This window comes from Klebsiella sp. GB_Kp047 (assembly GCF_040065235.1).
Classification (GTDB): Bacteria; Pseudomonadota; Gammaproteobacteria; order Enterobacterales; family Enterobacteriaceae; genus Klebsiella; species Klebsiella quasipneumoniae.
Genome location: NZ_JBEAJG010000028.1, coordinates 210981 through 234046, shown reverse-complemented (window position 1 = coordinate 234046; position 23066 = coordinate 210981). Strand labels below are relative to the sequence as shown.

22 protein-coding genes and 1 riboswitch are annotated in these 23066 nt (G+C 58.9%); of the genes, 9 read left to right on the top strand and 13 right to left on the bottom strand.

Going from position 1 to position 23066, the window contains the following annotated elements; all coding sequences use genetic code 11:
* Positions 1-20: 20 nt before the first annotated feature.
* From ABLV76_RS09590 to ABLV76_RS09565, 6 genes are all read right to left on the bottom strand, one after another.
* Complete coding sequence (locus ABLV76_RS09590) at positions 21-2294, bottom strand: YgiQ family radical SAM protein (protein WP_072140373.1); 2274 nt, start codon at positions 2292-2294, stop codon at positions 21-23.
* Between the two features lie 33 nt (positions 2295-2327).
* Positions 2328-3740 (bottom strand): cell division protein FtsP, encoded by a 1413-nt coding sequence (ftsP, locus tag ABLV76_RS09585; protein WP_004205222.1) that lies wholly within the window; start codon positions 3738-3740, stop codon positions 2328-2330.
* Positions 3741-3823: 83 nt separating this feature from the next.
* Complete coding sequence (gene plsC, locus ABLV76_RS09580; RefSeq protein WP_004205223.1) at positions 3824-4561, bottom strand: 1-acylglycerol-3-phosphate O-acyltransferase; 738 nt, start codon at positions 4559-4561, stop codon at positions 3824-3826.
* Positions 4562-4752: 191 nt separating this feature from the next.
* Positions 4753-7011 (bottom strand): DNA topoisomerase IV subunit A, encoded by a 2259-nt coding sequence (parC, locus tag ABLV76_RS09575; RefSeq protein ID WP_004205224.1) that lies wholly within the window; start codon positions 7009-7011, stop codon positions 4753-4755.
* Positions 7012-7131: 120 nt separating this feature from the next.
* Positions 7132-8001, bottom strand: coding sequence for an AraC family transcriptional regulator (locus ABLV76_RS09570; RefSeq protein WP_348878292.1), 870 nt, complete (start codon positions 7999-8001; stop codon positions 7132-7134).
* A gap of 77 nt (positions 8002-8078) precedes the next feature.
* The gene (locus ABLV76_RS09565) at positions 8079-8486 is read right to left on the bottom strand and encodes a YgiW/YdeI family stress tolerance OB fold protein (protein WP_023319161.1); all 408 of its coding nucleotides are present in this window, start codon (positions 8484-8486) and stop codon (positions 8079-8081) included.
* 149 nt (positions 8487-8635) lie between these two features.
* Between ABLV76_RS09565 and qseB the strand changes: the two genes are divergently transcribed.
* The 4 genes from qseB to ABLV76_RS09545 all read left to right on the top strand — a co-directional run bounded on the left by qseB (position 8636) and on the right by ABLV76_RS09545 (position 11749).
* Positions 8636-9295: a quorum sensing response regulator transcription factor QseB gene (qseB, locus tag ABLV76_RS09560; protein ID WP_004205227.1), complete on the top strand. Its 660-nt coding sequence runs from the start codon at positions 8636-8638 to the stop codon at positions 9293-9295.
* Positions 9292-10665 (top strand): quorum sensing histidine kinase QseC, encoded by a 1374-nt coding sequence (gene qseC, locus ABLV76_RS09555; RefSeq protein WP_348878291.1) that lies wholly within the window; start codon positions 9292-9294, stop codon positions 10663-10665. The genes qseB and qseC overlap by 4 nt, the downstream gene beginning before the upstream one ends.
* A 106-nt stretch (positions 10666-10771) precedes the next feature.
* Positions 10772-11353: an NAD(P)H-dependent oxidoreductase gene (locus ABLV76_RS09550; protein ID WP_023319164.1), complete on the top strand. Its 582-nt coding sequence runs from the start codon at positions 10772-10774 to the stop codon at positions 11351-11353.
* 81 nt (positions 11354-11434) lie between these two features.
* Positions 11435-11749, top strand: a complete 315-nt coding sequence (locus ABLV76_RS09545; protein WP_004205233.1) for a putative quinol monooxygenase — start codon at positions 11435-11437, stop codon at positions 11747-11749.
* A 73-nt stretch (positions 11750-11822) separates the two neighbouring features.
* Here the strand turns inward: ABLV76_RS09545 and parE are convergent, their stop codons facing one another.
* Genes parE through nudF form a run of 5 tightly spaced genes read right to left on the bottom strand, consistent with a single transcriptional unit; the run spans position 11823 to position 16227 of the window.
* A complete protein-coding gene (parE, locus tag ABLV76_RS09540; protein ID WP_004205235.1) occupies positions 11823-13718 on the bottom strand; it encodes a DNA topoisomerase IV subunit B in 1896 nt (631 codons plus the stop codon).
* Positions 13719-13748: 30 nt separating this feature from the next.
* Complete coding sequence (gene yqiA / locus ABLV76_RS09535; RefSeq protein WP_348878290.1) at positions 13749-14324, bottom strand: esterase YqiA; 576 nt, start codon at positions 14322-14324, stop codon at positions 13749-13751.
* Positions 14324-15151, bottom strand: coding sequence for a 3',5'-cyclic-AMP phosphodiesterase (gene cpdA, locus ABLV76_RS09530; RefSeq protein ID WP_004205237.1), 828 nt, complete (start codon positions 15149-15151; stop codon positions 14324-14326). The genes yqiA and cpdA overlap by 1 nt, the downstream gene beginning before the upstream one ends.
* A 24-nt stretch (positions 15152-15175) precedes the next feature.
* Positions 15176-15598, bottom strand: a complete 423-nt coding sequence (locus tag ABLV76_RS09525; RefSeq protein ID WP_004205239.1) for a DUF1249 family protein — start codon at positions 15596-15598, stop codon at positions 15176-15178.
* Positions 15595-16227: an ADP-ribose diphosphatase gene (gene nudF, locus ABLV76_RS09520; RefSeq protein WP_004205241.1), complete on the bottom strand. Its 633-nt coding sequence runs from the start codon at positions 16225-16227 to the stop codon at positions 15595-15597. The genes ABLV76_RS09525 and nudF overlap by 4 nt, the downstream gene beginning before the upstream one ends.
* Before the next feature lie 196 nt (positions 16228-16423).
* Here nudF and tolC point away from each other — a divergent pair, with 196 nt between their 5' ends.
* The 3 genes from tolC to ABLV76_RS09505 all read left to right on the top strand — a co-directional run bounded on the left by tolC (position 16424) and on the right by ABLV76_RS09505 (position 19889).
* Positions 16424-17884 (top strand): outer membrane channel protein TolC, encoded by a 1461-nt coding sequence (gene tolC / locus ABLV76_RS09515; protein ID WP_004205242.1) that lies wholly within the window; start codon positions 16424-16426, stop codon positions 17882-17884.
* Between the two features lie 167 nt (positions 17885-18051).
* Positions 18052-18723, top strand: a complete 672-nt coding sequence (locus tag ABLV76_RS09510) for a DUF1190 family protein (RefSeq protein WP_002916849.1) — start codon at positions 18052-18054, stop codon at positions 18721-18723.
* A gap of 5 nt (positions 18724-18728) precedes the next feature.
* Positions 18729-19889, top strand: a complete 1161-nt coding sequence (locus ABLV76_RS09505) for a glutathionylspermidine synthase family protein (RefSeq protein ID WP_017899748.1) — start codon at positions 18729-18731, stop codon at positions 19887-19889.
* Positions 19890-19933: 44 nt separating this feature from the next.
* Here the strand turns inward: ABLV76_RS09505 and ygiD are convergent, their stop codons facing one another.
* Complete coding sequence (gene ygiD, locus ABLV76_RS09500) at positions 19934-20725, bottom strand: 4,5-DOPA dioxygenase extradiol (RefSeq protein WP_004205244.1); 792 nt, start codon at positions 20723-20725, stop codon at positions 19934-19936.
* A 185-nt stretch (positions 20726-20910) separates the two neighbouring features.
* Between ygiD and zupT the strand changes: the two genes are divergently transcribed.
* Positions 20911-21681, top strand: a complete 771-nt coding sequence (gene zupT / locus ABLV76_RS09495; protein ID WP_017899746.1) for a zinc transporter ZupT — start codon at positions 20911-20913, stop codon at positions 21679-21681.
* A 63-nt stretch (positions 21682-21744) separates the two neighbouring features.
* On the opposite strand, the gene ribB is transcribed toward zupT, so the two are convergent.
* Positions 21745-22398 (bottom strand): 3,4-dihydroxy-2-butanone-4-phosphate synthase, encoded by a 654-nt coding sequence (gene ribB, locus ABLV76_RS09490; protein ID WP_017899745.1) that lies wholly within the window; start codon positions 22396-22398, stop codon positions 21745-21747.
* Positions 22399-22503: 105 nt separating this feature from the next.
* Positions 22504-22655: riboswitch (FMN riboswitch) on the bottom strand.
* 120 nt (positions 22656-22775) lie between these two features.
* On the opposite strand from ribB, the gene ABLV76_RS09485 reads away from it, so the two are divergent.
* Positions 22776-23048 (top strand): accessory factor UbiK family protein, encoded by a 273-nt coding sequence (locus ABLV76_RS09485; protein ID WP_004174355.1) that lies wholly within the window; start codon positions 22776-22778, stop codon positions 23046-23048.
* Positions 23049-23066 lie beyond the last annotated feature (18 nt).

Genomic DNA, 23066 nt, shown 5'->3' with positions numbered 1-23066 from the left:
AGCCGGGCGCAAAGTCAGGCTTAACGCCCGGCGACTTTACCCCGTTTGACGGGCTTTTTCGCCGTTGCGCCACCGTTAGAACGCTGATGCGCAATCGGCGTGTGCTTGGTCAGCGCCGGGCGGGTATGACGGTTCTGGCGACGCGCTTCGCGCATCTCATCCAGGGTCGGCGCCGGCACCAGGCAGTCGCGACGAGAGCCAATCAGGTGTTTCTTGCCCATCGCCTCCAGCGCCTGACGGATCAGCGGCCAGTTGGCCGGATCGTGATAGCGCAGCAGCGCTTTGTGCAGACGGCGCTGTTTATCGCCCTTCGGCACCACCACCTCTTCACTCTTATAGCCGATCTTGCCCAGCGGGTTTTTGCCGGTGTAATACATGGTGGTCGAGTTCGCCAGCGGCGACGGATAGAAGTTCTGCACCTGGTCGAGACGGAAGCGGTGCTTCTTCAGCCACAGCGCCAGGTTCACCATGTCTTCATCACGGGTCCCCGGGTGGGCGGAGATAAAGTACGGGATCAGATACTGCTCTTTACCCGCCTGCTTCGAATAGGTGTCGAACAGCTCTTTAAAGCGGTCGTAGCTGCCCATTCCCGGCTTCATCATCTTCGACAGCGGGCCCTCTTCGGTATGCTCCGGCGCGATCTTCAGATAGCCGCCGACGTGGTGGGTCGCCAGCTCTTTAATATAGCGCGGATCTTCGACCGCGATGTCATAGCGTACCCCGGAGGCGATAAGGATCTTCTTGATGCCCTTCAGCTCGCGGGCGCGACGGTAAAGGTTGATCGTCGGCTCATGGTTGGTATCCATGTGCGGGCAGATATCCGGGTAGACGCAGGAGAGACGGCGACAGGTCTGCTCGGCGCGTGGCGATTTGCAGCGCAGCATATACATGTTGGCGGTGGGTCCGCCGAGATCGGAGATCACGCCGGTAAAGCCCGGCACCGTGTCGCGAATGGCTTCGATCTCATTGATGATCGAATCCTCAGAACGGCTCTGGATAATGCGTCCTTCGTGCTCGGTGATCGAGCAGAACGAACAGCCGCCGAAGCAGCCGCGCATGATGTTGATAGAGAAGCGGATCATCTCATACGCCGGGATGCGCGCATCGCCATAGGAAGGATGCGGCACGCGCTTGTAGGGCAGCGCGAAAACGCTGTCCATCTCTTCGGTGGAGAGCGGGATTGCCGGCGGGTTGATCCAGATGTAGCGCTCGCCGTGCTTTTGCATCAGCGCCCGGGCGCAGCCGGGGTTGGTTTCATGGTGCAGAATGCGCGAGGCGTGAGCGTACAGGACCTTATCGCCTTTCACCTTCTCGAAGGAGGGCAGCAGCACATAGGTCTTTTCCCACGGTTTTGGCCGCGGCGGCTGCACGACAACGGCTTTAGCCTCGGCTTTTTTCGGGGCCACCGGTTTGTTGTCTGCACACGGCAGATCTTCACCATACGGGTGCGGGATGGGGTCGATTTTGCCCGGGGTATCCAGACGGGTGGAGTCAACGCCGCTCCAGCCCGGGAGGGCCTCTTTCACCATGATGGCGGTATTGCGCACATCGCGGATCTGATCTATGGTTTCGCCCATCGCCAGGCGATGAGCCACTTCCACCAGCGGACGCTCGCCGTTGCCGAACATCAGCATATCGGCCTTGGAGTCCACCAGCACCGAGCGGCGCACGGTATCGGACCAGTAATCATAGTGGGCGGTACGGCGCAGGCTGGCTTCGATGCCGCCGAGGATCACGGGCACATCTTTCCACGCCTCTTTACAGCGCTGGGTGTAGACCAGGGTGGCGCGGTCCGGACGCTTGCCCGCCACGTTGCCGGCGGTGTAAGCGTCATCATGACGCAGCTTACGGTCGGCGGTGTAGCGGTTGATCATCGAGTCCATGTTGCCGGCGGTCACGCCGAAGAACAGGTTCGGTTTGCCCAGACGCATGAAGTCGTCTTTGGTGTTCCAGTCCGGCTGGGAGATGATCCCCACGCGGAACCCCTGCGCTTCCAGCATTCGGCCGCAGATGGCCATCCCGAAGCTCGGGTGGTCGACGTAGGCGTCGCCGGTCACCAGAATAATGTCGCAGCTATCCCAGCCAAGTTGATCCATCTCTTCACGCGACATCGGTAAAAATGGCGCAGGGCCGAAACAGGCAGCCCAGTATTGCGGCCAGGAAAAAAGGTCACGATCCGGTTGGATCAGGGATATTGCGCTCATATTGCTTCCGGGGAAAATGATAAAAAAATAACCAAAAGGGCGTGGATTATAAGCCGGAATGATAGTGGAAATGAAGGAGGATTTTCTCAAACCCTGACCGTATGCCGGCCAGGGTCGAAGAGATTATGGCGCAGGATTCACCAGCATCTGGCCAATCGAACCGCGGTCGGCCAGCTCCAGCGTCTGGCTCAGATACTGGAACGGGAAGTGCGGCCACGACGGCTGGGCGTAGTAGACCAGCAGTTCGACCTGCCCGTCGACCCACACGGTGTCCTTCCAGCCGCGGTCTTCCGGGAAAGGGGTCGAACCGTTGACGTTACGGATCTGGAACATCACCCCTTCAATATGGAACGACTGCGGGCGGTCGGCGCGCACTGTCCAGCGCTCCCAGGTCCCCTGCTGCGCCGTAATATCAATACGCTGCGGATCCCATAGCTGGCCGTTAATCCCTGGATCGTCGCCGAGGGTGATATCCCGGCTGCGGATCGGCGTACCGGAGAGCAGCTCGGTCGGCAGCAGACGCACCGGCAGACTGTCGGTGACCAGCGGCAGCAGCCCGGTCGGGCGCAGGGTCAGCACCAGCGTGGAGACCAGAATGCTGGACGGTTCAAAAAAGCCGCGGATACGGTCGACAATGCTCGCCGCTTCGCCGCAGGTAATGGACACTTCATCGCCGTTGGTCATATCGACCAGGATTTCACGCCGTTCCCCCGGCGCCAGCGACAGCTGCTTGAGCGAAACCGGCGCCGGCAGGAACCCCTGGTCGCCGGAAATGACATGCAGCAGTCGGCCATCGCTCATCTGTAGCTGATAGCGCCGGGAGTTGGAGGCGTTCAGCAGGCGCAGTCGCACCCAGCCGCGCGACACTTCGACATAGGGGCTCTGCACGCCATTGACCAGCAGCGTGTCGCCGACGAAGCCGCCGCTGCCCGGTTCGCTATATTCCGGCGTGCCGAAGTTATCCAGCCGTTTATCCTGAATTATCACCGGGAAGTCATCGACGCCATAGTGGTTAGGGATCGGCAGGTTCTTGCTCACCTCATCCTCCACCAGCCACATGCCGGCCAGACCGTTATAGACCTGCTTCGCCATCCGGTTCGGCGTATTGGCCTGGTACCACAGCGTCGCCGCACTCTGGCGGATCGGCAGCACCGGCGCCCAGTCGGCGTTCGGCGACATCATGCGCGCCGCGCCGCCGATCAGCGGGCCCGGCACCTGCAGGCCGCGGATGGTCATCGCGACGTTCTCTGTCAGACGGTTGCTGTAGATAAGCTTGACGTCGTCTCCGCTCCAGACGCGGATCGTCGGCCCCATATAGCGGCCATTGATCCCCCAGACGGGGGCGCGGGTGCCTGGCGTAAACGACCAGTGCGAACGCTGCAGCGTCAGAAACAGCGGCTGACCGCGACGGGATTCCAGCAGCGGCGGAACCGGCAGCGCAGGCTGCTGGCCGGCGGCATGGGCCTTCAGCGGCGCGGCGCCAGCGCACAGCGCTACGCCGGAAGCCTTAATAAACTGACGCCGACTGAGTGACATATTAACTCCATGACATACTGACAAATGAAAAAGGGAATTCGTTTCCCGCCAGCAATACGCGCGCGGTGGCGGCGTTTCCTGTCTTATTGCTTGCCGGCCGCTTCGCGCTCGGCCACTTCGTTGTCCAGCTCAGCGATTTTGGCGGCCATCAGCTCGCGGCAATGCGTCGCCAGCGCGCGCACGTTGTCTTTACCGAACTGGCTGGTATCCACCGGCGGCAGCATTTCCACAATCACCAGACCGTTGTTCCAGCGATTGAGCTTTATTTTATTCGATGTATTCGAGACACACACCGGAATAATCGGCACTCCGGCGGCAATAGCCGCGTGGAAGGCGCCGGTTTTAAACGGCAGCAGACCGCGGCCGCGGCTGCGGGTCCCTTCCGGGAACATCCAGAACGAAATTTTACGCTTTTTAAAGGCGTTAACGACCTCGGCAATGGTGCCGTGCGCTTTGGTTCGATTATTACGGTCAATCAGCAGATTACCGGTCAGCCAGTACAGCTGGCCAAAGAACGGGATCCACAGCAGGCTCTTTTTCCCCACGGTAACCGTCGGGGCCTGCACGATGTTAGACGCCGTCACCATATCATAGTTGTTCTGGTGGTTAGCGATGTAGATCGCGTTGCCATAGCTTTCCGCGTCGGCAGGTTTGCGCAGCTCCACCTTCAGGCCAAACACCGGGGATAAGCGGCCAAACAGATGGCCGAAAGTGGCAACGTGTTTTGGATTACGCGGGCTGAACAAGCAGTACAGACAGCCAAGTATGCACACCACGATGCAATAAATGACCACGAAAATTACTCGAAAAATGAATAGCATAGCTACCTCTAAAACCCAAACCGCTTAGAATTATTCGCTGCTGGCAGAAGGCAGGCTCACGAGTTCTGCGCAGGCCGGGACCGTTCTTCCTGGGTCCCTGATGATGGACATTGTTAATCGCAACGCCTGAATAAACAACGATTTTGCGGCATTTTTTCGCCTCCTCCCGTCAAAGACGGGAGGAGAAGCGCTTACTCTTCGCTATCGCCTGCCGCGGCACGGCGCGGCGAGTCAATTTCAACACGGTCAATTTTCTGCAGCCCGCGCATCAGCGAACCGCGGCGGCCGCGCTCGCCGGTGACTTTTTGCAGCTCTTCCGGACGCAGTTTGATCTTCCGTTTGCCGACGTGAATGGTCAGCGTACTCTGCGGCGGCAGGACAAACAGATGTGCGAGGCCGTCCTGGCCGGCGGCGGCTTCCGCCGCGGGAATGTTGATGATTTTGTTGCCCTTGCCTTTCGACAGCTGCGGCAGATCGCTGACCGGGAACATCAGCATCCGCCCGGCGGCGGTGATGGCCAGCAGCATATCGGACTCGTCCTCAATGACCAGCGGCGGCATCACATGCGCGTTGTCAGGCAGGGTGATCAACGCTTTACCGGCGCGGTTGCGCGCCACCAGATCGTTAAAGGTGCAGACAAAACCGTAGCCGGCGTCGGAGGCCATCAGCAGTTTCTGATCGTCGCCTTCCATCAGCATATGTTCCACGGTCGCGCCCGGCGGCAGCGTGAGCTTACCGGTCAGCGGCTCACCCTGGCCACGCGCCGAGGGCAGAGTAATCGGATCGATGGCATAGCTGCGCCCGGTGGTATCGATAAACACCACCGGCTGGTTGCTCTTGCCCTTCGCCGAGGCTTTCCAGCTGTCGCCCGCCTTATAGCTTAAGCCCTGGGCGTCAATGTCGTGCCCTTTGGCGCTGCGCACCCAGCCCATCTGCGACAGAACGATAGTCACCGGCTCAGACGGCAGCATGTCATGCTCGCTCATCGCTTTCGCTTCTTCACGCTCGTGAAGCGGCGAGCGGCGATCGTCGCCGAAAGCATCGGCATCGGCCTGCAGCTCTTTCTTCAGCAGATTGTTCATCTTACGTTCAGAGGCCAGAATCGCCTGCAGCTGATCGCGCTCTTTTTCCAGCTCGTTCTGCTCGCCGCGGATCTTCATCTCTTCCAGTTTGGCGAGATGGCGCAGCTTCAGTTCCAGAATCGCTTCCGCCTGGGTTTCGCTGATGGCAAAGCGCGACATCAGAGCTGGCTTCGGCTCATCTTCCGTGCGGATGATCTCAATGACTTCATCGATATTAAGGAACGCCACCAGCAAACCTTCGAGGATATGCAGGCGCTTAAGGACCTTCTCTAACCGGTGGTTCAGACGGCGACGTACGGTATCACGACGGAACACCAGCCATTCGCTGAGGATCTCCAGCAGGTTTTTTACCGCCGGGCGGCCGTCGAGACCGATCATATTGAGGTTGATGCGGTAGCTCTTCTCCAGATCGGTGGTGGCGAACAGATGGTTCATCACCTGCTCCATATCCACCCGGTTGGAGCGCGGGACGATCACCAGACGGGTCGGATTTTCGTGGTCCGATTCGTCGCGCAGGTCATCCACCATCGGCAGCTTTTTATTGCGCATCTGCGCCGCAATTTGCTCCAGAACTTTGGCGCCGGAGACCTGGTGCGGCAGCGCGCTGATCACTACCGCGCCGTCCTCTTTGCTCCACACCGCGCGCATGCGCACAGAACCGCGTCCGTTCTGGTAGATTTTGCGAATTTCCGCCCGCGAAGTGATGATCTCCGCCTCGGTCGGGAAATCCGGCCCCTGGACGATATCCAGCAGTTCGTCGAGGGTCGTTTTCGGCTGCTCAATCAGCGTAATCGCCGCTTTCGCTACTTCACGCAGGTTGTGCGGCGGAATATCGGTCGCCATGCCCACCGCGATGCCGGTGGTGCCGTTGAGCAGGATGTTTGGCAGGCGCGCCGGCAGCATTTTCGGCTCCTGCAGCGTGCCGTCAAAGTTTGGCACCCAGTCGACCGTCCCCTGCCCCAGCTCGCTGAGCAGCAGCTCGGCATACTTCGACAGGCGGGATTCGGTGTAACGCATGGCGGCGAAGGATTTCGGATCGTCCGGCGCCCCCCAGTTCCCCTGGCCATCCACCAGCGGATAGCGATAGGAGAAGGGTTGCGCCATCAGCACCATCGCTTCATAGCAGGCGCTGTCGCCGTGCGGGTGATATTTACCCAGCACGTCGCCGACGGTGCGGGCGGACTTTTTGAATTTGGCGCTGGCGTTCAGCCCCAGTTCGGACATCGCATAGACGATGCGACGCTGGACCGGTTTTAAGCCATCGCCAATAAACGGTAATGCCCTGTCCATGATCACGTACATGGAGTAGTTCAGGTAAGCATTTTCCGTAAATTCATGCAGCGCAAGGCGCTCTGCCATATCGCTCATTAATCGTGGATCCTCAATCTGGGTACCGACCGTTCGGACGGCAAAACTACCCGCGATAATACCCGATCTCACGCCCTGAGTCACAGGCCGTGAGATCGGTTGAGGATTCCGTCACCTTAATCAGGCCAGCGGCAGATAAATATCGGTTTGCAGCTCATGCTCAGCCACCTCATGGACAAAATTGAGGTAACGGAAGTACACCGGAAAATCCCGTAACTTCTCGCCTGAAGCGGGTAACCAGTCGCGATAGAGAAACCAAACGCTGTTCGCCAGCGTGTCCAGCGAGCCGTGATGGCGCACGACGGCGCAGCGTCCGCCGGGGATTTCGCCGTTAATCACGCCAAAGGCGTTTTCACCGACCGGCCGTGCGACCGTACCGCAGATGTCAAAACGAAATTCCCCCTGCGGGGTGGTCTGCGGATCGTCCCAGGCGATCCCCCAGGTATCGCAGGTGGCGATGGGCGATAATCCGCTCGTTTTACGCCAGGCGATAAAACGCGCGGCGGTGGCGTTGACAAGGTCCGGGCTGCCGCGATGTTGCAGTACGGCTATCCGGGTGGTGGGGAACGAAATAATGTTGACGTCCATCGACGTTTGCTCCTGTAGCGTATGTTTCGGTACGCGTCGATGCCACTCGGCCCAGTCCGGTTGCTGACGGAACTGGGTCGGGCTTTGGTCAAACGCGGTACGGAAGGCACGACTGAACGACTCCGCATTCTGAAATCCGGCATCAAGGGCAATATCGATGACTTTATCGCGGGGGTTGAACGCCAGGCGCCAACAGGCGCGACGCAGACGCAACCACTGAATATACCGGTACAAGGGAATGCCGGTATAAGCGCTAAATTGCCGGTGAAAATGGTAAGGCGAACTGTGCGCTATCGCGCTCAGCATCTCCAGCGACAGCGGCTCATCAAGATGGTGCGCAATGTACCTACAGACGCGCTGGAAGCGCCCGACATACCCCGGGCTGGCCTTAATATCGTTCATCGTCTCCTCCTCGCGACATACTCTGACAGAGCGAGGATAGCGATGCCTGACCGATCTTGCGCTTATCCGACGGAGACTTATGGCGCGATTTTACGGATCTGTTTAACGTCGATTTCCACCGAGTTCCAGTCCTTATCGACTTCCCCCTGAATTTCTACCGTGTCCTGTGGGCCGACGGTGACGCCGTTCCAGCGTTTGTGGTCGATATCGACATTGATCACTCCGGTAGCATCCTGGAACTTATACAGATCGTCGGAAACGCGCTCGGTGATTTTGCCGCGCAGGGTCACCCAGGTATCGTCCCGCAGCGATTTGACATTGGTGACGGTGGTGACCGCGCCGCTCGGGCCGGTGAAGCCGCCGCCCTGGGTGGTTGAACTTGCCGGCGTGGTCGCAGAAGGACCGGTATACCCGCCCTGTCCGGCAGCCAGCACCGGCATGGAAACCAGGGCAACGATCGCGGTCATCGCAGCAATTTTCTTCATGATGTGTTCTCCCTTCGTGTTGATATGGCTCCTATTACGCCCGACAAAACTTAACGACTTCTTAAGGGGAAAAAAGAAATTTTAATGCTGTACAACCCCGGTCGCAACGCGGTTTACTGCGCAGAGCAGCCGGGTTGGCAGGAGGGAAAATGCGCATATTATTGGTGGAAGATGACAAGTTAATCGGCGATGGCATTAAGGCCGGGCTAAGCAAAATGGGCTTCAGCATCGACTGGTTTACCGCCGGGCTGGAGGGCAAAAACGCCCTATACAGCGCCCCCTACGACGCGGCAATTCTTGATCTCACTCTTCCTGGCGTTGATGGCCTCGAGATTCTGCGCGAGTGGCGCGACAAAGGCCGCCATGAACCGGTGCTGATCCTCACCGCCCGCGATGCGCTCAGCCAGCGGGTGGAGGGGCTGCGCCTGGGCGCCGATGATTATCTGTGCAAACCTTTCGCCCTGATTGAGGTAGCGGCCCGCCTCGAAGCATTGATCCGCCGTGCCCACGGCCAGAGCAGCAGCGAGTTGCGCCACGGCAAGGTACGCCTTGACCCGAACCGCTTAACCGCCAGCCTCGACGGCGAAAGCCTGACGCTGAAGCCGAAGGAGTTCGCCCTGCTGGAACTGCTGCTGCGTAACGCCGGGCGCGTGCTGCCGCGTAAGCTTATTGAAGAAAAGCTCTACAACTGGGACGACGAGGTCTCCAGCAACGCCGTGGAAGTTCACGTCCACCATCTGCGGCGCAAACTCGGCAGTGAATTTATCCGCACCGTCCACGGCATCGGCTATACCCTGGGTGACGCATGAAACGACTTGCCCGCCTGAGCCTGCGCCTGCGCCTGACGCTGCTGTTTGCCGTGCTGACCGCCGCTGCCTGGGGCGTGGCCAGCGTGATCGCCTGGCAGCAGACCAGTAAAAAGCTGGATAAGCTGTTTGATACCCAGCTGCTGCTGTTCGCCCGCCGCCTGAGCGCCATGCATTTCGATGAACTGCGCGCCCCGCCGGCATCGCTCGGGGAAAAGAAAAAGGTGCGCCACGGGCATATCGACGACGATGCGCTAGCGTTCGCCATCTTCACCCGCGACGGCAAAATGGTGCTTAACGACGGCGAGAACGGAGAGGATATACAGTGGCACTCGCAGCGTGAGGGCTTTAGCGATGGCTACCTGCGCGGCGATGATGACGAGTGGCGCTTCCTGTGGTTAACCACCGCCGATGGCCGCCACCGCATCGCCGTCGGCCAGGAGTGGGATTATCGCCGCGAAATGGCGATGGACATTGTCACCTCGCAGCTCACTCCGTGGATGGTCGCCCTGCCGCTGATGTTCGTGCTGCTCATCGTGCTGTTAAGCCGCGAACTGGCGCCGTTGAAACATCTGGCGCGCACGCTGCGTCTGCGCGCGCCGGACTCGGCGGAATCGCTCAGCGTGGAGAAGATCCCCCCTGAAGTCCGCCCACTGGTCGAAGCGCTGAATCAGCTGTTCCAGCGCACCCACGACGTCATGCTGCGCGAGCGTCGGTTTACCTCTGATGCCGCCCACGAGCTGCGCAGCCCGTTGGCGGCGCTGAAGGTGCAGACTGAAGTCGCCCAGCTCTCTCTGGACGATCCACAAGGGCGGGAGAAAGCCCTGGCTCAGCTCCATCAGGGGATCGATCGCGCCACCCGTCTGGTGGATCAGCTGCTGACGCTGTCGCGGCTGGACTCGCTCGCCCAGCTGGACGACCTGCAGCCGGTCGCCCTCGACGACCTGCAGCCGGTCGCCCTCGACGACCTGCTGCAGTCGGCGGTAATGGAGATGTACCACCCGGCGCAGCAGTCCGGGATTGAGCTGCGCCTGCATCTTAATGCCTCTGGCATCTCCCGCACCGGCCAGCCGCTGCTCCTCAGCCTGCTGGTGCGCAATCTGCTGGATAACGCGGTGCGCTACAGCCCGCGCGGCAGCCAGGTCGATATCACCCTCAACGCCCGCGAGTTTCGGGTCCGCGATAACGGCCCCGGCATCAGCCCGCAGGCGCTGGCGCGCATCGGCGAGCGTTTCTATCGCCCACCGGGTCAGGATGCTCCGGGCAGCGGCCTGGGCTTGTCTATCGTCCGGCGCATCGCCTCGCTGCATGGCATGCGCGTCGAGTTTGCCAACGCCCGCGACGGCGGCTTCGAAGCCCGCGTTGGCTGGTAGCGGGATTATTGCTCATTTAGCAAAAGACTTTGCACATTTTGCTCATTTTACTGCCCCGCTTCGCGGGGTAAGATCGTCGGCAAATTTTCAAGATTGAGGACAAATGATGAGCAACATCCTGATTATCAATGGCGCAAAAAAATTCGCCCACTCGAATGGCCAACTGAACGACACCCTGACCGAGGTCGCGGAGAGTTATCTGCGCGACGCCGGGCACGATGTTAAAAGCGTTCGCGCCGAAAGCGAGTACGACGTCAAAGCCGAAGTGCAGAATTTCCTCTGGGCCGATGTGGTGATCTGGCAGATGCCGGGCTGGTGGATGGGCGCCCCGTGGACGGTGAAAAAATATATGGATGACGTCTTTACCGAAGGCCACGGTTCGCTGTACGCCAGCGACGGCCGTACCCGCTCCGACGCCAGCAAAAAATATGGCTCCGGCGGCCTGGTGCAGGGGAAAAAATATATGCTCTCCCTGACCTGGAACGCGCCAATGGAGGCCTTCACCGACAAAGAGCAGTTCTTCCACGGCGTTGGCGTTGACGGCGTTTACCTGCCGTTCCATAAAGCCAACCAGTTCCTGGGTATGGAGGCGCTGCCAACCTTTATCGCCAACGACGTGATAAAAATGCCTGATGTCCCACGGTATATCGCAGAATATCGCAAGCATCTGGCGGAAATTTTTGGTTAACTAGGGGTCTATGCTCTACATATTTCGAGTTATTGGAACCTGGAGTATGACAAGATCCACACAGAAGGAGTTGAGTTAACCATGTTAACAGTGATTGCAGAAATCCGTACCCGTCCGGGCCAGCACCACCGCCAGGCGGTTCTCGATCAGTTCGCGAAAATTATTCCGACCGTTTTGCAGGAAGCCGGCTGCCACGGCTATGCGCCTATGGTGGATCATGCCGCTGGCGTCAGCTTCCAGACCACCGCTCCTGACTCTATCGTCATGGTGGAGCAGTGGGAAAGCGTCGCGCATCTTGAAGCGCACCTGCAGACCCCGCACATGAAAGCCTGGTCGGAAGCGGTCAAAGGCGATGTGCTGGAGACCACCATCCGTATCCTGCAGGCCGGCGTCTAAGCCCGCCGACGCTGAAACGGAATAAGAAAAGGGAGCCTGAGGCTCCCTTTTACGTCTGGCGCAGCGTGCGGTCTTACACTTCCAGGTCCGCCATATCGCCCTTCTCCTGCAGCCAGTTGCGACGGTCTTCAGAACGCTTCTTGGCCAACAGCATATCCATCATCGCCGTGGTCTGCTGCTCATCCTCATCGCTGATCACCAGCTGCACCAGGCGGCGGGTATTTGGGTCGAGGGTAGTTTCCCGCAGCTGCATCGGGTTCATCTCGCCGAGACCTTTAAAGCGCTGGACGTTTGGCTTGCCTTTCTTGCGCTTCAGCTGCTCCAGCACGCCGGTCTTTTCTTCTTCCGTTAGCGCGTAGTAAACCTCTTTGCCGAGGTCGATACGGTACAGCGGCGGCAGCGCCACGTAGACGTGCCCCTCTTTCACCAGAGTACGGAAATGTCTCACGAACAGCGCGCACAGCAGCGTGGCAATGTGCAGGCCATCGGAGTCCGCATCCGCCAGAATACAAATTTTGCCGTAGCGCAGCTGGCTTAAATCATCGCTATCCGGGTCAATACCAATCGCCACCGAAATGTCGTGCACTTCTTGCGAAGCTAACACTTCATCGGAAGAGACTTCCCAGGTATTAAGGATCTTGCCTTTCAGCGGCATGATCGCCTGATATTCACGATCGCGCGCCTGCTTGGCTGACCCGCCCGCCGAGTCCCCTTCGACGAGGAACAGTTCGGTACGGTTCAGATCCTGGGCGGTGCAGTCGGCCAGCTTACCCGGCAGCGCCGGACCGCTGGTCAGCTTTTTGCGCACCACTTTCTTGGCGGCGCGCAGACGACGCTGGGCGCTGGAGATGGCCATCTCCGCCAGCAGCTCCGCAGCCTGCACGTTCTGGTTCAGCCACAGGCTGAAGGCGTCTTTCACCACGCCGGAGACGAACGCCGCGCACTGACGCGACGACAGGCGCTCTTTGGTTTGCCCGGCGAACTGCGGATCCTGCATCTTCACCGACAGCACGTAGGCGCAGCGATCCCAGATATCTTCCGCCGACAGTTTCACCCCGCGCGGCAGAATATTACGGTACTCGCAGAACTCACGCATCGCGTCCAGCAGCCCCTGGCGCAGGCCGTTGACATGCGTCCCGCCCTGCATGGTCGGGATCAGGTTGACATAACTCTCGGTCAGCAGCTCGCCGCCTTCCGGCAGCCACAGCAGCGCCCAGTCCACCGCCTCCGTCTCACCGGAGAAGGTGCCGACGAAGGGTTTTTCCGGCAGCAGCGGCAGGCCGTTCACCGCTTCGCTAAGGTAGTCGTTAAGGCCATCGGCATAGCACCAGCTCTGCTCGCTGTTGTTGACCTGATCGCGGAAAACAATTTCCACGCCCGGGCACAGCACCGCTTTCGCTTTTAACAAGTGGGTCAAACGCGAAACGGAGAAGCGCGGGCTATCGAAGAAGCTTTCGTCAGGCCAGAAATGGACGCTGGTCCCGGTGTTGCGTTTACCGCAGGTGCCGGTGACGTGCAGGTCTTCTACTTTCTCACCATTCTCAAAGGCGATGCTGTAGACCTGACCGTCGCGACGCACGTTGACCTCCACGCGTTTTGACAGGGCGTTGACCACCGAAATACCCACCCCGTGCAGACCGCCGGAAAACTGGTAATTTTTGTTGGAAAACTTACCGCCCGCGTGCAGCCGGCAGAGGATCAGTTCAACCGCCGGCACCCCCTCTTCCGGGTGAATGTCGACCGGCATCCCGCGCCCGTCGTCAATCACCTCGAGGGACTGGTCGGCGTGCAGGATCACTTCCACGCGTTTGGCATGGCCTGCCAGCGCTTCGTCCACACTGTTATCAATCACTTCCTGACCAAGATGGTTAGGACGGGTGGTGTCGGTATACATGCCCGGACGGCGGCGCACCGGCTCTAGCCCGGTGAGTACCTCAATGGCATCAGCGTTATATGAAGATTGCGTCATGGTGTGTATTCGTAGGTCGTTCAGGGCCGTTTAGCGCAGGCCGAGAAATTCGATAATCTGAGTGAAATGATCGTCAAAGCCGACAAATGCGTGATTACCGCCCTCCTCCACCATCTGCCGGCAGGAGGCGTAGTAATGAACGGCCTGGCGGTAATCAAGCACTTCATCCCCGGTCTGCTGCAGCAGCCAGAGTAAATCCGGCGCTTCGAGCGGGTCGATTTGCATAACTTTGAGATCGTAAATATGGCGAGACTCTAGCACATATTGCTGCCCGGTGTATGGATTCTCATTGTGGCCGAGAAAATTGTTCAGCAGCTCAAACGGCCGCACCGCCGGGTTAACCACTACCGCTGGCAGCATAAAGCATTGCGACAGCCAGGTGGCGTAGTAGCCGCCCAGCGACGACCCTACGACCCCCAGCGGCTCGCCGCCGTGCTCCAGCACGATGGACTCCAGCAGCTCCGCCGTTTCCGCCGGGTAAGGCGGCAGCTCAGGCACCACCATGGCGATCTCAGGATAGTGCTGCGCCAGCCAGGTCTTTAACGCCGTCGCCTTCGCCGAGCGCGGGGAACTGTTAAAGCCGTGCAGATAAAGAAGCGTCGCCATCAGTAGCCTTCTGAAGCAATATCCGGATGAAACGCCGCGCCTTCCAGGCGGCACACTTCGGTGGTCAGCGTTCCGTCAGGGTGAAGCTCCAGCCAGCGCCAGCCCGGCGACACCGTATCGAGGGTGAAATTGGCGCAGTGCGGCTTGAACTGAACGCAGGTCGACGGCGTCGCCATCATACGTCGGCCATTCCAGTCGAGATCCAGTTCCTGATGAATATGGCCGCACAGCAGATGCTTCACCCGAGGCCAGGCGCTCAGCGCGCTGTCCAGCGCGCCGGCGTTGCGCAGACTGTGTTGATCCAGCCAGCTGCAGCCGGCCGGCAGCGGATGATGATGCAGCAGAAGTAAGGTATAACGCTCCGGCGCCTCCGCCAGCTTATGTTCGAGCCATTCCAGCTGGAAGTCGCTCAGCTCGCCATGGGGAACGCCGAACACCTGGCTGTCCAGCAGCAGGATCTGCCAGTGGTCGCCGAGAAACACGCGCTTGGCGGGGGAAATGCCCGACTCCTGCAGGGTGCTGTACATCGCCGGCTGGAAATCATGGTTGCCCGGTAGCCAGACGCAGGGTGCAGCAAAACTCGCGATGCCCTCAGCAAAATGCTGGTAGGCCGCGGAGGAGTGATCCTGCGCCAGATCGCCTGTTGCGACAATCAAATCGCATGGACGCTGTGAGGCATGAATGGCCGACAGTACGGCCTGATAGCTTTCCCAGGTATTGATGCCTAACAACGTTTCATGTTTTTCAGCAAACAGGTGAGTATCAGTAATTTGTAAGATCCTGACTCTGGCCTCACCAGCCAGAGGTAGGTTTAACAGGCTTTCCAAATGGTGTCCTTAGGTTTAACGACGCTAACAAACCGGAATCGCCATCGCTCCATGTGCTAAACAGTAACGCAGCCAGTCGGCCAGAAACTGGTTAATTTGATGCTTTTCGTCGCGTTGATGCAACTTTTTATTAGGATAATCATATCGCGCTTTGAAGCGAAAGATCTGCTGACTCGAACACACTTCGGCCACCATGGCGTCATGGTAGAGGCGAACGGTCATGGATGGCAGACTCCAGTAGCTCACCGCTGGCAGAGTCTGCTCTATCGCCACCAGAGTAGTGTAGCGGGTTGATTCCGTTATCGTTAACCGATATTGCGCGCTTCCCACCTGATAGCTCACCTTCTCACCCGCTGCATCCGTTCGCGGCAACAGGCGGCGCAACTGGGCGAAATTGGTCTCGCACAGGCGCATCATCTCAGGGAAGTCAGGTGTATAACGCTTCATTTTGTCCACTCGTTTCGTAAATTGTGATAATGCAATTGCAGCCATTGCAAGGCGATGACAGAGGCTGCGTTGTCGATTTTCCCCTCTTCTACCCACTGGTAAGCCTGCTCCCGGCTTACCACATGCACCCGAATATCCTCATTTTCCTCGGCCAGGCCGTGAATGCCTTTTGCCGTCGATGCATCAACTTCGCCCACCAGGATCGATAACCGTTCACTGGTGCCGCCAGGACTGGCCAGATAGCTTAATATTGGTTTCGTCCGCCCAACTTCAAGCCCGGCCTCTTCCAGCGCTTCCCGACGGGCGACATCTTCCACCGTCTCACCCGCCTCGATCATGCCGGCGACCATTTCCAGCAGCCACGGGCTCTCGCTGGTATCATAGGCGGCGATACGGATTTGTTCGACCAGCACCACTTCGTCCCGCACCGGGTCAAAGGGTAGCAAGACGGCGGCATGCCCGCGCTCAAAAATTTCACGGGTGACTTCGCCGCTCATGCCGCCGTTAAACAGGCGGTGGCGAAAACGGTATAAATCGAGTGAAAAAAAACCACGATACAGCGTTTCGCGTGCAATAATTTCTACATCATTTTTGGAGAAGGTAATTCCCTGGTGGATGGGTTTGCTCATTGTTATGTCCTGCTAATCCGAAATGAGGGATTTCCAGACCGTTTGGCTACCGTTTTACGGTCCGTATGTTAGATTGGTGCAAATTACCGCCGGATGGCACGTAACGCCAACTTTTTACGGCGGCAGAATCGATACAATCAGCGGAATTTTTCTTAGAATTAGACCAGCGCTAAATGCTTCACAACAAGGAATGCAAATGAAGAAATTGCTCCCCATTCTTATCGGCCTGAGCCTGACCGGGTTCAGCGCCATGAGCCAGGCGGAAAACCTGCTTCAGGTTTACCAGCAGGCGCGCATCAGCAACCCCGATCTGCGTAAATCGGCAGCCGATCGTGACGCCGCATTCGAAAAGATCAACGAAGCGCGCAGTCCATTACTGCCTCAGCTCGGACTGGGAGCGGATTATACCTATACCAGCGGCTTCCGTGATTATAAAGACCAGAATTCTAACGTCACCAGCGGCTCGCTGCAGTTAACGCAGGTTCTGTTTGATATGTCGAAATGGCGCGCCCTGACGCTGCAGGAAAAAGCGGCAGGCATTCAGGATGTCACGTATCAGACCGATCAGCAAACGCTGATTCTGAATACCGCGACGGCCTATTTCAAAGTGCTGGCCGCCATCGATACGCTCTCTTATACCGAAGCGCAGAAACAGGCTATTTACCGTCAGTTGGATCAAACCACCCAGCGCTTTAACGTCGGTCTGGTGGCGATCACCGACGTGCAGAACGCCCGCTCACAATACGACGCCGTGCTGGCGAACGAAGTGACCGCGCGTAACGATCTCGACAACGCCGTGGAAGAGCTGCGCCAGGTTACCGGCAACTACTACCCGGAGCTGGCCTCCCTGAACGTAGACGGCTTCAAAACCAGCAAACCGCAGGCGGTGAACGCCCTGCTGAAGGAAGCGGAGAACCGCAACCTGTCGCTGCTGCAGGCGCGTCTGAATCAGGACCTGGCCCGCGAGCAGATTCGCCAGGCGCAGGACGGCCATTTGCCGACCCTGGATTTAAACGCCTCGTCTGGCGTTTCCAACAACCGCTACAGCGGCTCAAAAAGCATCTCACAAGATGCTGATATCGGTCAGAACAAAATCGGCCTGAGCTTCTCCCTGCCGCTGTACCAGGGCGGGATGGTTAACTCGCAGGTCAAACAGGCGCAGTACAATTTCGTCGGCGCCAGCGAGCAGCTGGAAAGCGCTCACCGCAGCGTGGTCCAGACCGTGCGTTCTTCGTTTAACAACGTGAATGCCTCTATCAGCAGCATCAACGCCTACAAACAGGCGGTGGTCTCTGCGCAAAGCTCCCTGGATGCGATGGAAGCTGGCTATTCGGTGGGTACCCGTACTATCGTTGACGTCCTCGACGCCACCACCACGCTGTACAACGCCAAACAGCAGCTCTCTAATGCGCGCTACAACTACCTGATCAACGAGCTGAACATCAAGTCGGCGTTAGGTACGCTGAACGAGCAGGATCTGATCGCCCTGAACAACACCTTGGGCAAACCGATCTCGACCTCTGCCGACAGCGTCGCGCCGGAGAATCCGCAGCAGGATGCCACTGCCGATGGTTACGGCAACACGACTGCGGCTATGAAGCCGGCGTCCGCACGGACGACGACCCATAGCAGCGGCAGCAATCCGTTCCGTCAGTAATTTTCATACTGTGACGCGCATCGCCTGTCCGTCGGACAGGCGATGCGTTAAACGTAAGGCAACGTAAAGATCCCCCGCTTATCGCCCCTCTTCGCTTCATTTTCCACCACTCATCCTCTATCCTGAGCGTTAACACACGCCATACCACTGGGTCCTGGAAGACAAATATGAAACGGACAAAAAATATTAATCATTCGTCGTTCCGCAAAAGCTGGAGCGCACGCCACCTGACGCCGGTCGCCCTGGCCGTCACCGCGGTCTTTATGCTTGCCGGTTGTGAAAAAAGCGACGAAACGGTCTCGCTGTACCAGAACGCCGATGACTGCTCCGCCGCCAACCCGGGCAAAGCAGCCGAATGCACCACGGCCTACACCAACGCGGTGAAAGAGGCAGAGCGCACCGCGCCGAAATATGCCACCCGCGAAGACTGCGTCGCCGAGTTTGGCGAAGGTCAGTGCCAGCAAACGCCTGCCCAGGCGGGCGTCGCCCCGGAAAACCAGGCCCAGGCGCAAAGCAGCGGCAGCTTCTGGATGCCGCTGATGGCCGGCTACATGATGGGCCGCCTGATGGGCGGCGGCATGGCGCAACAGCAGCCGCTGTTCAGCTCCAAAAACCCTGCCAGCCCGGCCTACGGTCAGTACACTGACGCCAGCGGTAAGAGCTATGGCGCCGCCCAGCCGGGCCGCACCATGAACGTGCCGAAAACCGCGATGGCGCCGAAACCGGCAACCACCACGACCGTCACCCGCGGGGGCTTCGGCGAGTCGGTGGCGAAGCAGTCGACTATGCAGCGTAGCGCCGCAGGCTCAACCTCTTCTTCTCGCTCAATGGGCGGCTAAGCAACATGGAAAGAGTCAGCATTACCGAGCGCCCGGACTGGCGCGAGAAAGCGACCGAATACGGCTTCAACTTCCACACCATGTACGGCGAGCCCTACTGGAGCGAAGAGGCTTATTACAAGCTGAGCCTCGCCCAGGTGGAAAAGCTGGAGGAGGTCACCGCCGAGCTGCATCAGATGTGTCTTCAGGTGGTGGAAAAAGTGATCGCCAGCGATGAGCTGATGGCCAAATTCCGCATCCCTAAACACACCTGGGGCTTTGTGCGCCAGTCGTGGAAAACCAACCAGCCGTCACTCTACTCACGTCTCGACCTGGCCTGGGATGGCGTCGGCGAGCCGAAGCTGCTGGAGAACAATGCCGACACGCCGACCTCGCTGTATGAAGCGGCCTTCTTCCAGTGGATCTGGCTGGAAGACCAGCTCAACGCCGGCAAGCTGCCGGCGGGCAGCGACCAGTTCAATAGCCTGCAGGAGAAGCTGATCGATCGCTTCGGTGAGCTGCGCGAGCAGTTTGGCTTCCAGCTGCTGCATATGGCCTGCTGCCGCGATACCGTTGAAGATCGCGGCACCGTGCAATATCTGCAGGACTGCGCCGCCGAGGCGGGGCTGGCGACGGAATTCCTCTACATCGAAGATATTGGACTGGGTGAAAAAGGCCAGTTTACCGATCTCCAGGATCAGGTGATTGGCAACCTGTTCAAGCTCTATCCGTGGGAGTTTATGCTGCGGGAGATGTTCTCCACCAAGCTGGAAGACGCCGGCGTTCGCTGGCTGGAGCCGGCGTGGAAGAGCATCATCTCCAACAAAGCGCTGCTGCCGATGCTGTGGGAAATGTTCCCCAATCACCCAAATCTGCTGGCGGCTTACTTCAGCGAAGATGCCCATCCGGAGATGGAGAAGTACGTCATTAAGCCGATCTTCTCCCGCGAAGGCGCCAACGTATCGATCGTTGAACAGGGCAAGGTGGTGGAGTCGGTGGAAGGTCCGTATGGGGAAGAAGGCACTATCGTGCAGGAATTTTACCCGCTGCCGAAGTTTGGTGACAGCTACACGCTGATTGGCAGCTGGCTCATCAACGATCAGCCCGCCGGGATCGGCATTCGTGAAGACCGGGCGCTGATTACCCAGGATCTGTCGCGTTTCTATCCGCACATTTTCGTCGAATAATGTCGCGCTCCGGCGACGATACCGCCGCCGGAGCTCAATTTTTATCAGGCGCCAACCACCACCGACAGCATACTCAGCGAGCCCATCTCGATGCCATCGACCGGGGTCGAAATCGCCTCCACGCCATCCCATGCCCCCAGCACGTATAACAGCGGCAGGAAATGCTCCGCCGTGGGGTTGGAGAGCGAGCCCCCTTCGTGTGCCAGGTAGTTAACCAGCGGGTGCTGATCGTCCGGGCCCTGCCACTGCAGATTCGCCTTCACGTAGTTGTTGAAGGACTCCGCCCACGGATACGGCGTGTTCTCGCCATGCCAGCGGGCGGTACGCAGGTTGTGCACCACGTTGCCGCTGGCCACCAGCATAATCCCTTCATCACGCAGCGAGGCCAGCTTTCGCCCCATTTCGAGATGCCAGGCCGGCGGTTTGGTGCTGTCGATGCTCAGCTGAACCATCGGGATATCCGCCTGCGGATACATCTTGATCAGCACGCCCCACGAGCCATGGTCAAATCCCCAGGCTTCTTTATCGAGGGTGACCGGCACCGGCGAGAGCAGCTCCACCAGCCGTTGCGCCAGCGCCGGGGAACCCGGCGCCGGGTAATGGGTGTCATACAGCGCCTGCGGGAAACCGCCAAAGTCGTGAATGGTCTTCGGGGCCTCCATCGCCGTCACGCCCGTACCGCGGGTGAACCAGTGCGCAGAGACCACCACGATCGCTTTCGGACGCGGCAGGGTTTCGCCCAGGTGAGCCCAGGCGCGGGTATAGCGGTTGTCTTCCAGCACGTTCATTGGGCTGCCATGGCCGAGAAACAACGCGGGCATTCGGGTACGGGACATGATGATATCCTTAGGGTGTCAATGTGATGTGCTCACATTACGCGCTTTTGCGCCAGGATAAACTCAGATAACCATGATGATGATCGTCAGAAAATTTGAATGTAATTCGCGGTAAAGGGAGCTGTCCCGTACGCGCATCCTCAGGCAATATACTCCTATGCACTTTTTTCGCAGGGAGAGAAGCGATGTCATCACCCTTAATATTGACGCTGTTAGCCGGTAGCGCAACCTTTATAGGCGCCATTTTCGGCGTGATTGGCCAGAAACCCTCTAACCGCCTGCTGGGCTTCTCCCTCGGCTTTGCCGCCGGGATCATGCTGTTGATTTCGTTGATGGAAATGCTGCCTGCCGCGCTGGCCGCCGAGGACATGTCGCCGCTGCTCGGCTACGGAATGTTTGTTTTCGGCCTGCTGGGCTACTTTGGTCTCGATCGCCTGCTGCCGCATGCCCACCCGCAGGATTTGATGACCCCCGCCGCGCCGCGCCCGCGCAATTTACGCCGCACCGCCATTCTGCTGACGTTGGGTATCAGCCTGCATAACTTTCCGGAAGGGATCGCCACCTATGTCACGGCCAGCAACAACCTCGAGCTTGGCATGGGAGTGGCGCTTGCCGTCGCCCTGCACAATATTCCTGAAGGACTGGCCGTTGCCGGGCCGGTATATGCCGCCACCGGATCGCGCAGTAAGGCGGTGCTCTGGGCCGGTCTTTCCGGCATGGCGGAGATTTTGGGCGGCGTGCTGGCGTGGCTGATTCTGGGTAGCCTGGTCTCGCCGATGGTCATGGGCGCGATCATGGCCGCCGTCGCCGGGATTATGGTGGCGCTGTCGGTCGATGAACTGATGCCGCTGGCGAAAGAGATCGATCCGCAAAGCAACCCGAGCTATGGCGTCCTGTGCGGGATGTCGGTGATGGGGCTGAGTCTGGTGGTGCTCCAGACGATGGGCATCGGTTAAGGCACAGAAACAAAACAGCCCACTAATAAGCGGGCTGTTTTCACTGGCGTTGTGAGCCGCTGATTAGCTGGCTTTACGCTCATGTTCGCGACGATAGGCCACCAGATCTTCAATCGTGACCACCGCCATATTGTGCTGCTGAGCGAACGCGATGCACTCCGGCGCGCGCGCCATGGTGCCATCGTCATTGGTCAGCTCGCACAGCACGCCTGCCGGTTTGAAGCCAGCGAGGGTCACGAGGTCAATAGTGGCTTCAGTGTGGCCGCCGCGGGTCAGTACGCCGCCCGGCTGCGCCCGCAGCGGGAAAACGTGGCCAGGACGGTTGAGATCGGAAGGTTTCGCGCCGTCGGCAATCGCCGCGCGGACGGTGGTCACGCGGTCAGCAGCGGAAACGCCGGTGGTCACGCCTTCCGCCGCTTCGATGGTGACGGTAAAGCCGGTGCCGTAGGCGCTGGTGTTGTTCTCCACCATCATCGGCAGATCCAGCTGTTTGCGGCGATCTTCGGTCAGGCACAGGCACACAATGCCGCTGCCGTGACGAATGGTCAGCGCCATCTGCTCTACGGTCATGGTTTCGGCGGCGAAGATCATATCGCCTTCGTTTTCACGGTCTTCATCGTCAAGCACCATCACGCCGCGGCCTTCGCGCAGGGCGTCCAAAGCGTGTTCCACACGTTCAAAAGCGGTACCAAAAGAAGAAAGGAGCGTCTGATTCATGGTAAAAAAACCTCATTAAAATTATGGTTACCAGAATCAGGGCAGTCTTAGGAGCGCCGGTTTAGCGGCAAAAGTCAACGCGAGCGGGCCTGGGCCCGACTGTGCCGTTACTCTCTCCCATCCGGACTTTAACCGTCGGCCCCGGAATTACACCGGATCTGCTGACCTTCCCGTAGTCACGGGAAGCGCTCGCGGGCTTTCAACGCCATGGTTGATTTACCGCCGGTGGGGAATTTCGCCCCGCCCTGAGAATAAGCGAGATAACTATAACGCTATTGACTATCCTCGGCAATGCATAAGCTTCAAACATTTCTGGTTTATAGGCGGCCTGGTTCGCACTACAATGATCAATCATCCGACCCGAGCAGGAAACCACCATGATTGACCCGAAAAAAATTGAACAAATCGCCCGCCAGGTCCATGAGTCGATGCCAAAAGGACTTCGCGATCTGGGTGAGGATGTTGAAAAGAAAATCCGCCAGGCGCTGCAGTCGCAGCTGACCCGTCTGGACCTGGTCAGCCGCGAAGAGTTTGACGTGCAGACTCAGGTTCTGCTGCGGACCCGCGAAAAACTGGCGCTGCTGGAACAGCGCCTGAATGACCTCGAAAACCGCCCGGCGACGACGCCTGGCAGCGAAGAGCAGCAGTAAAAAAACGGGCCCTCAGGG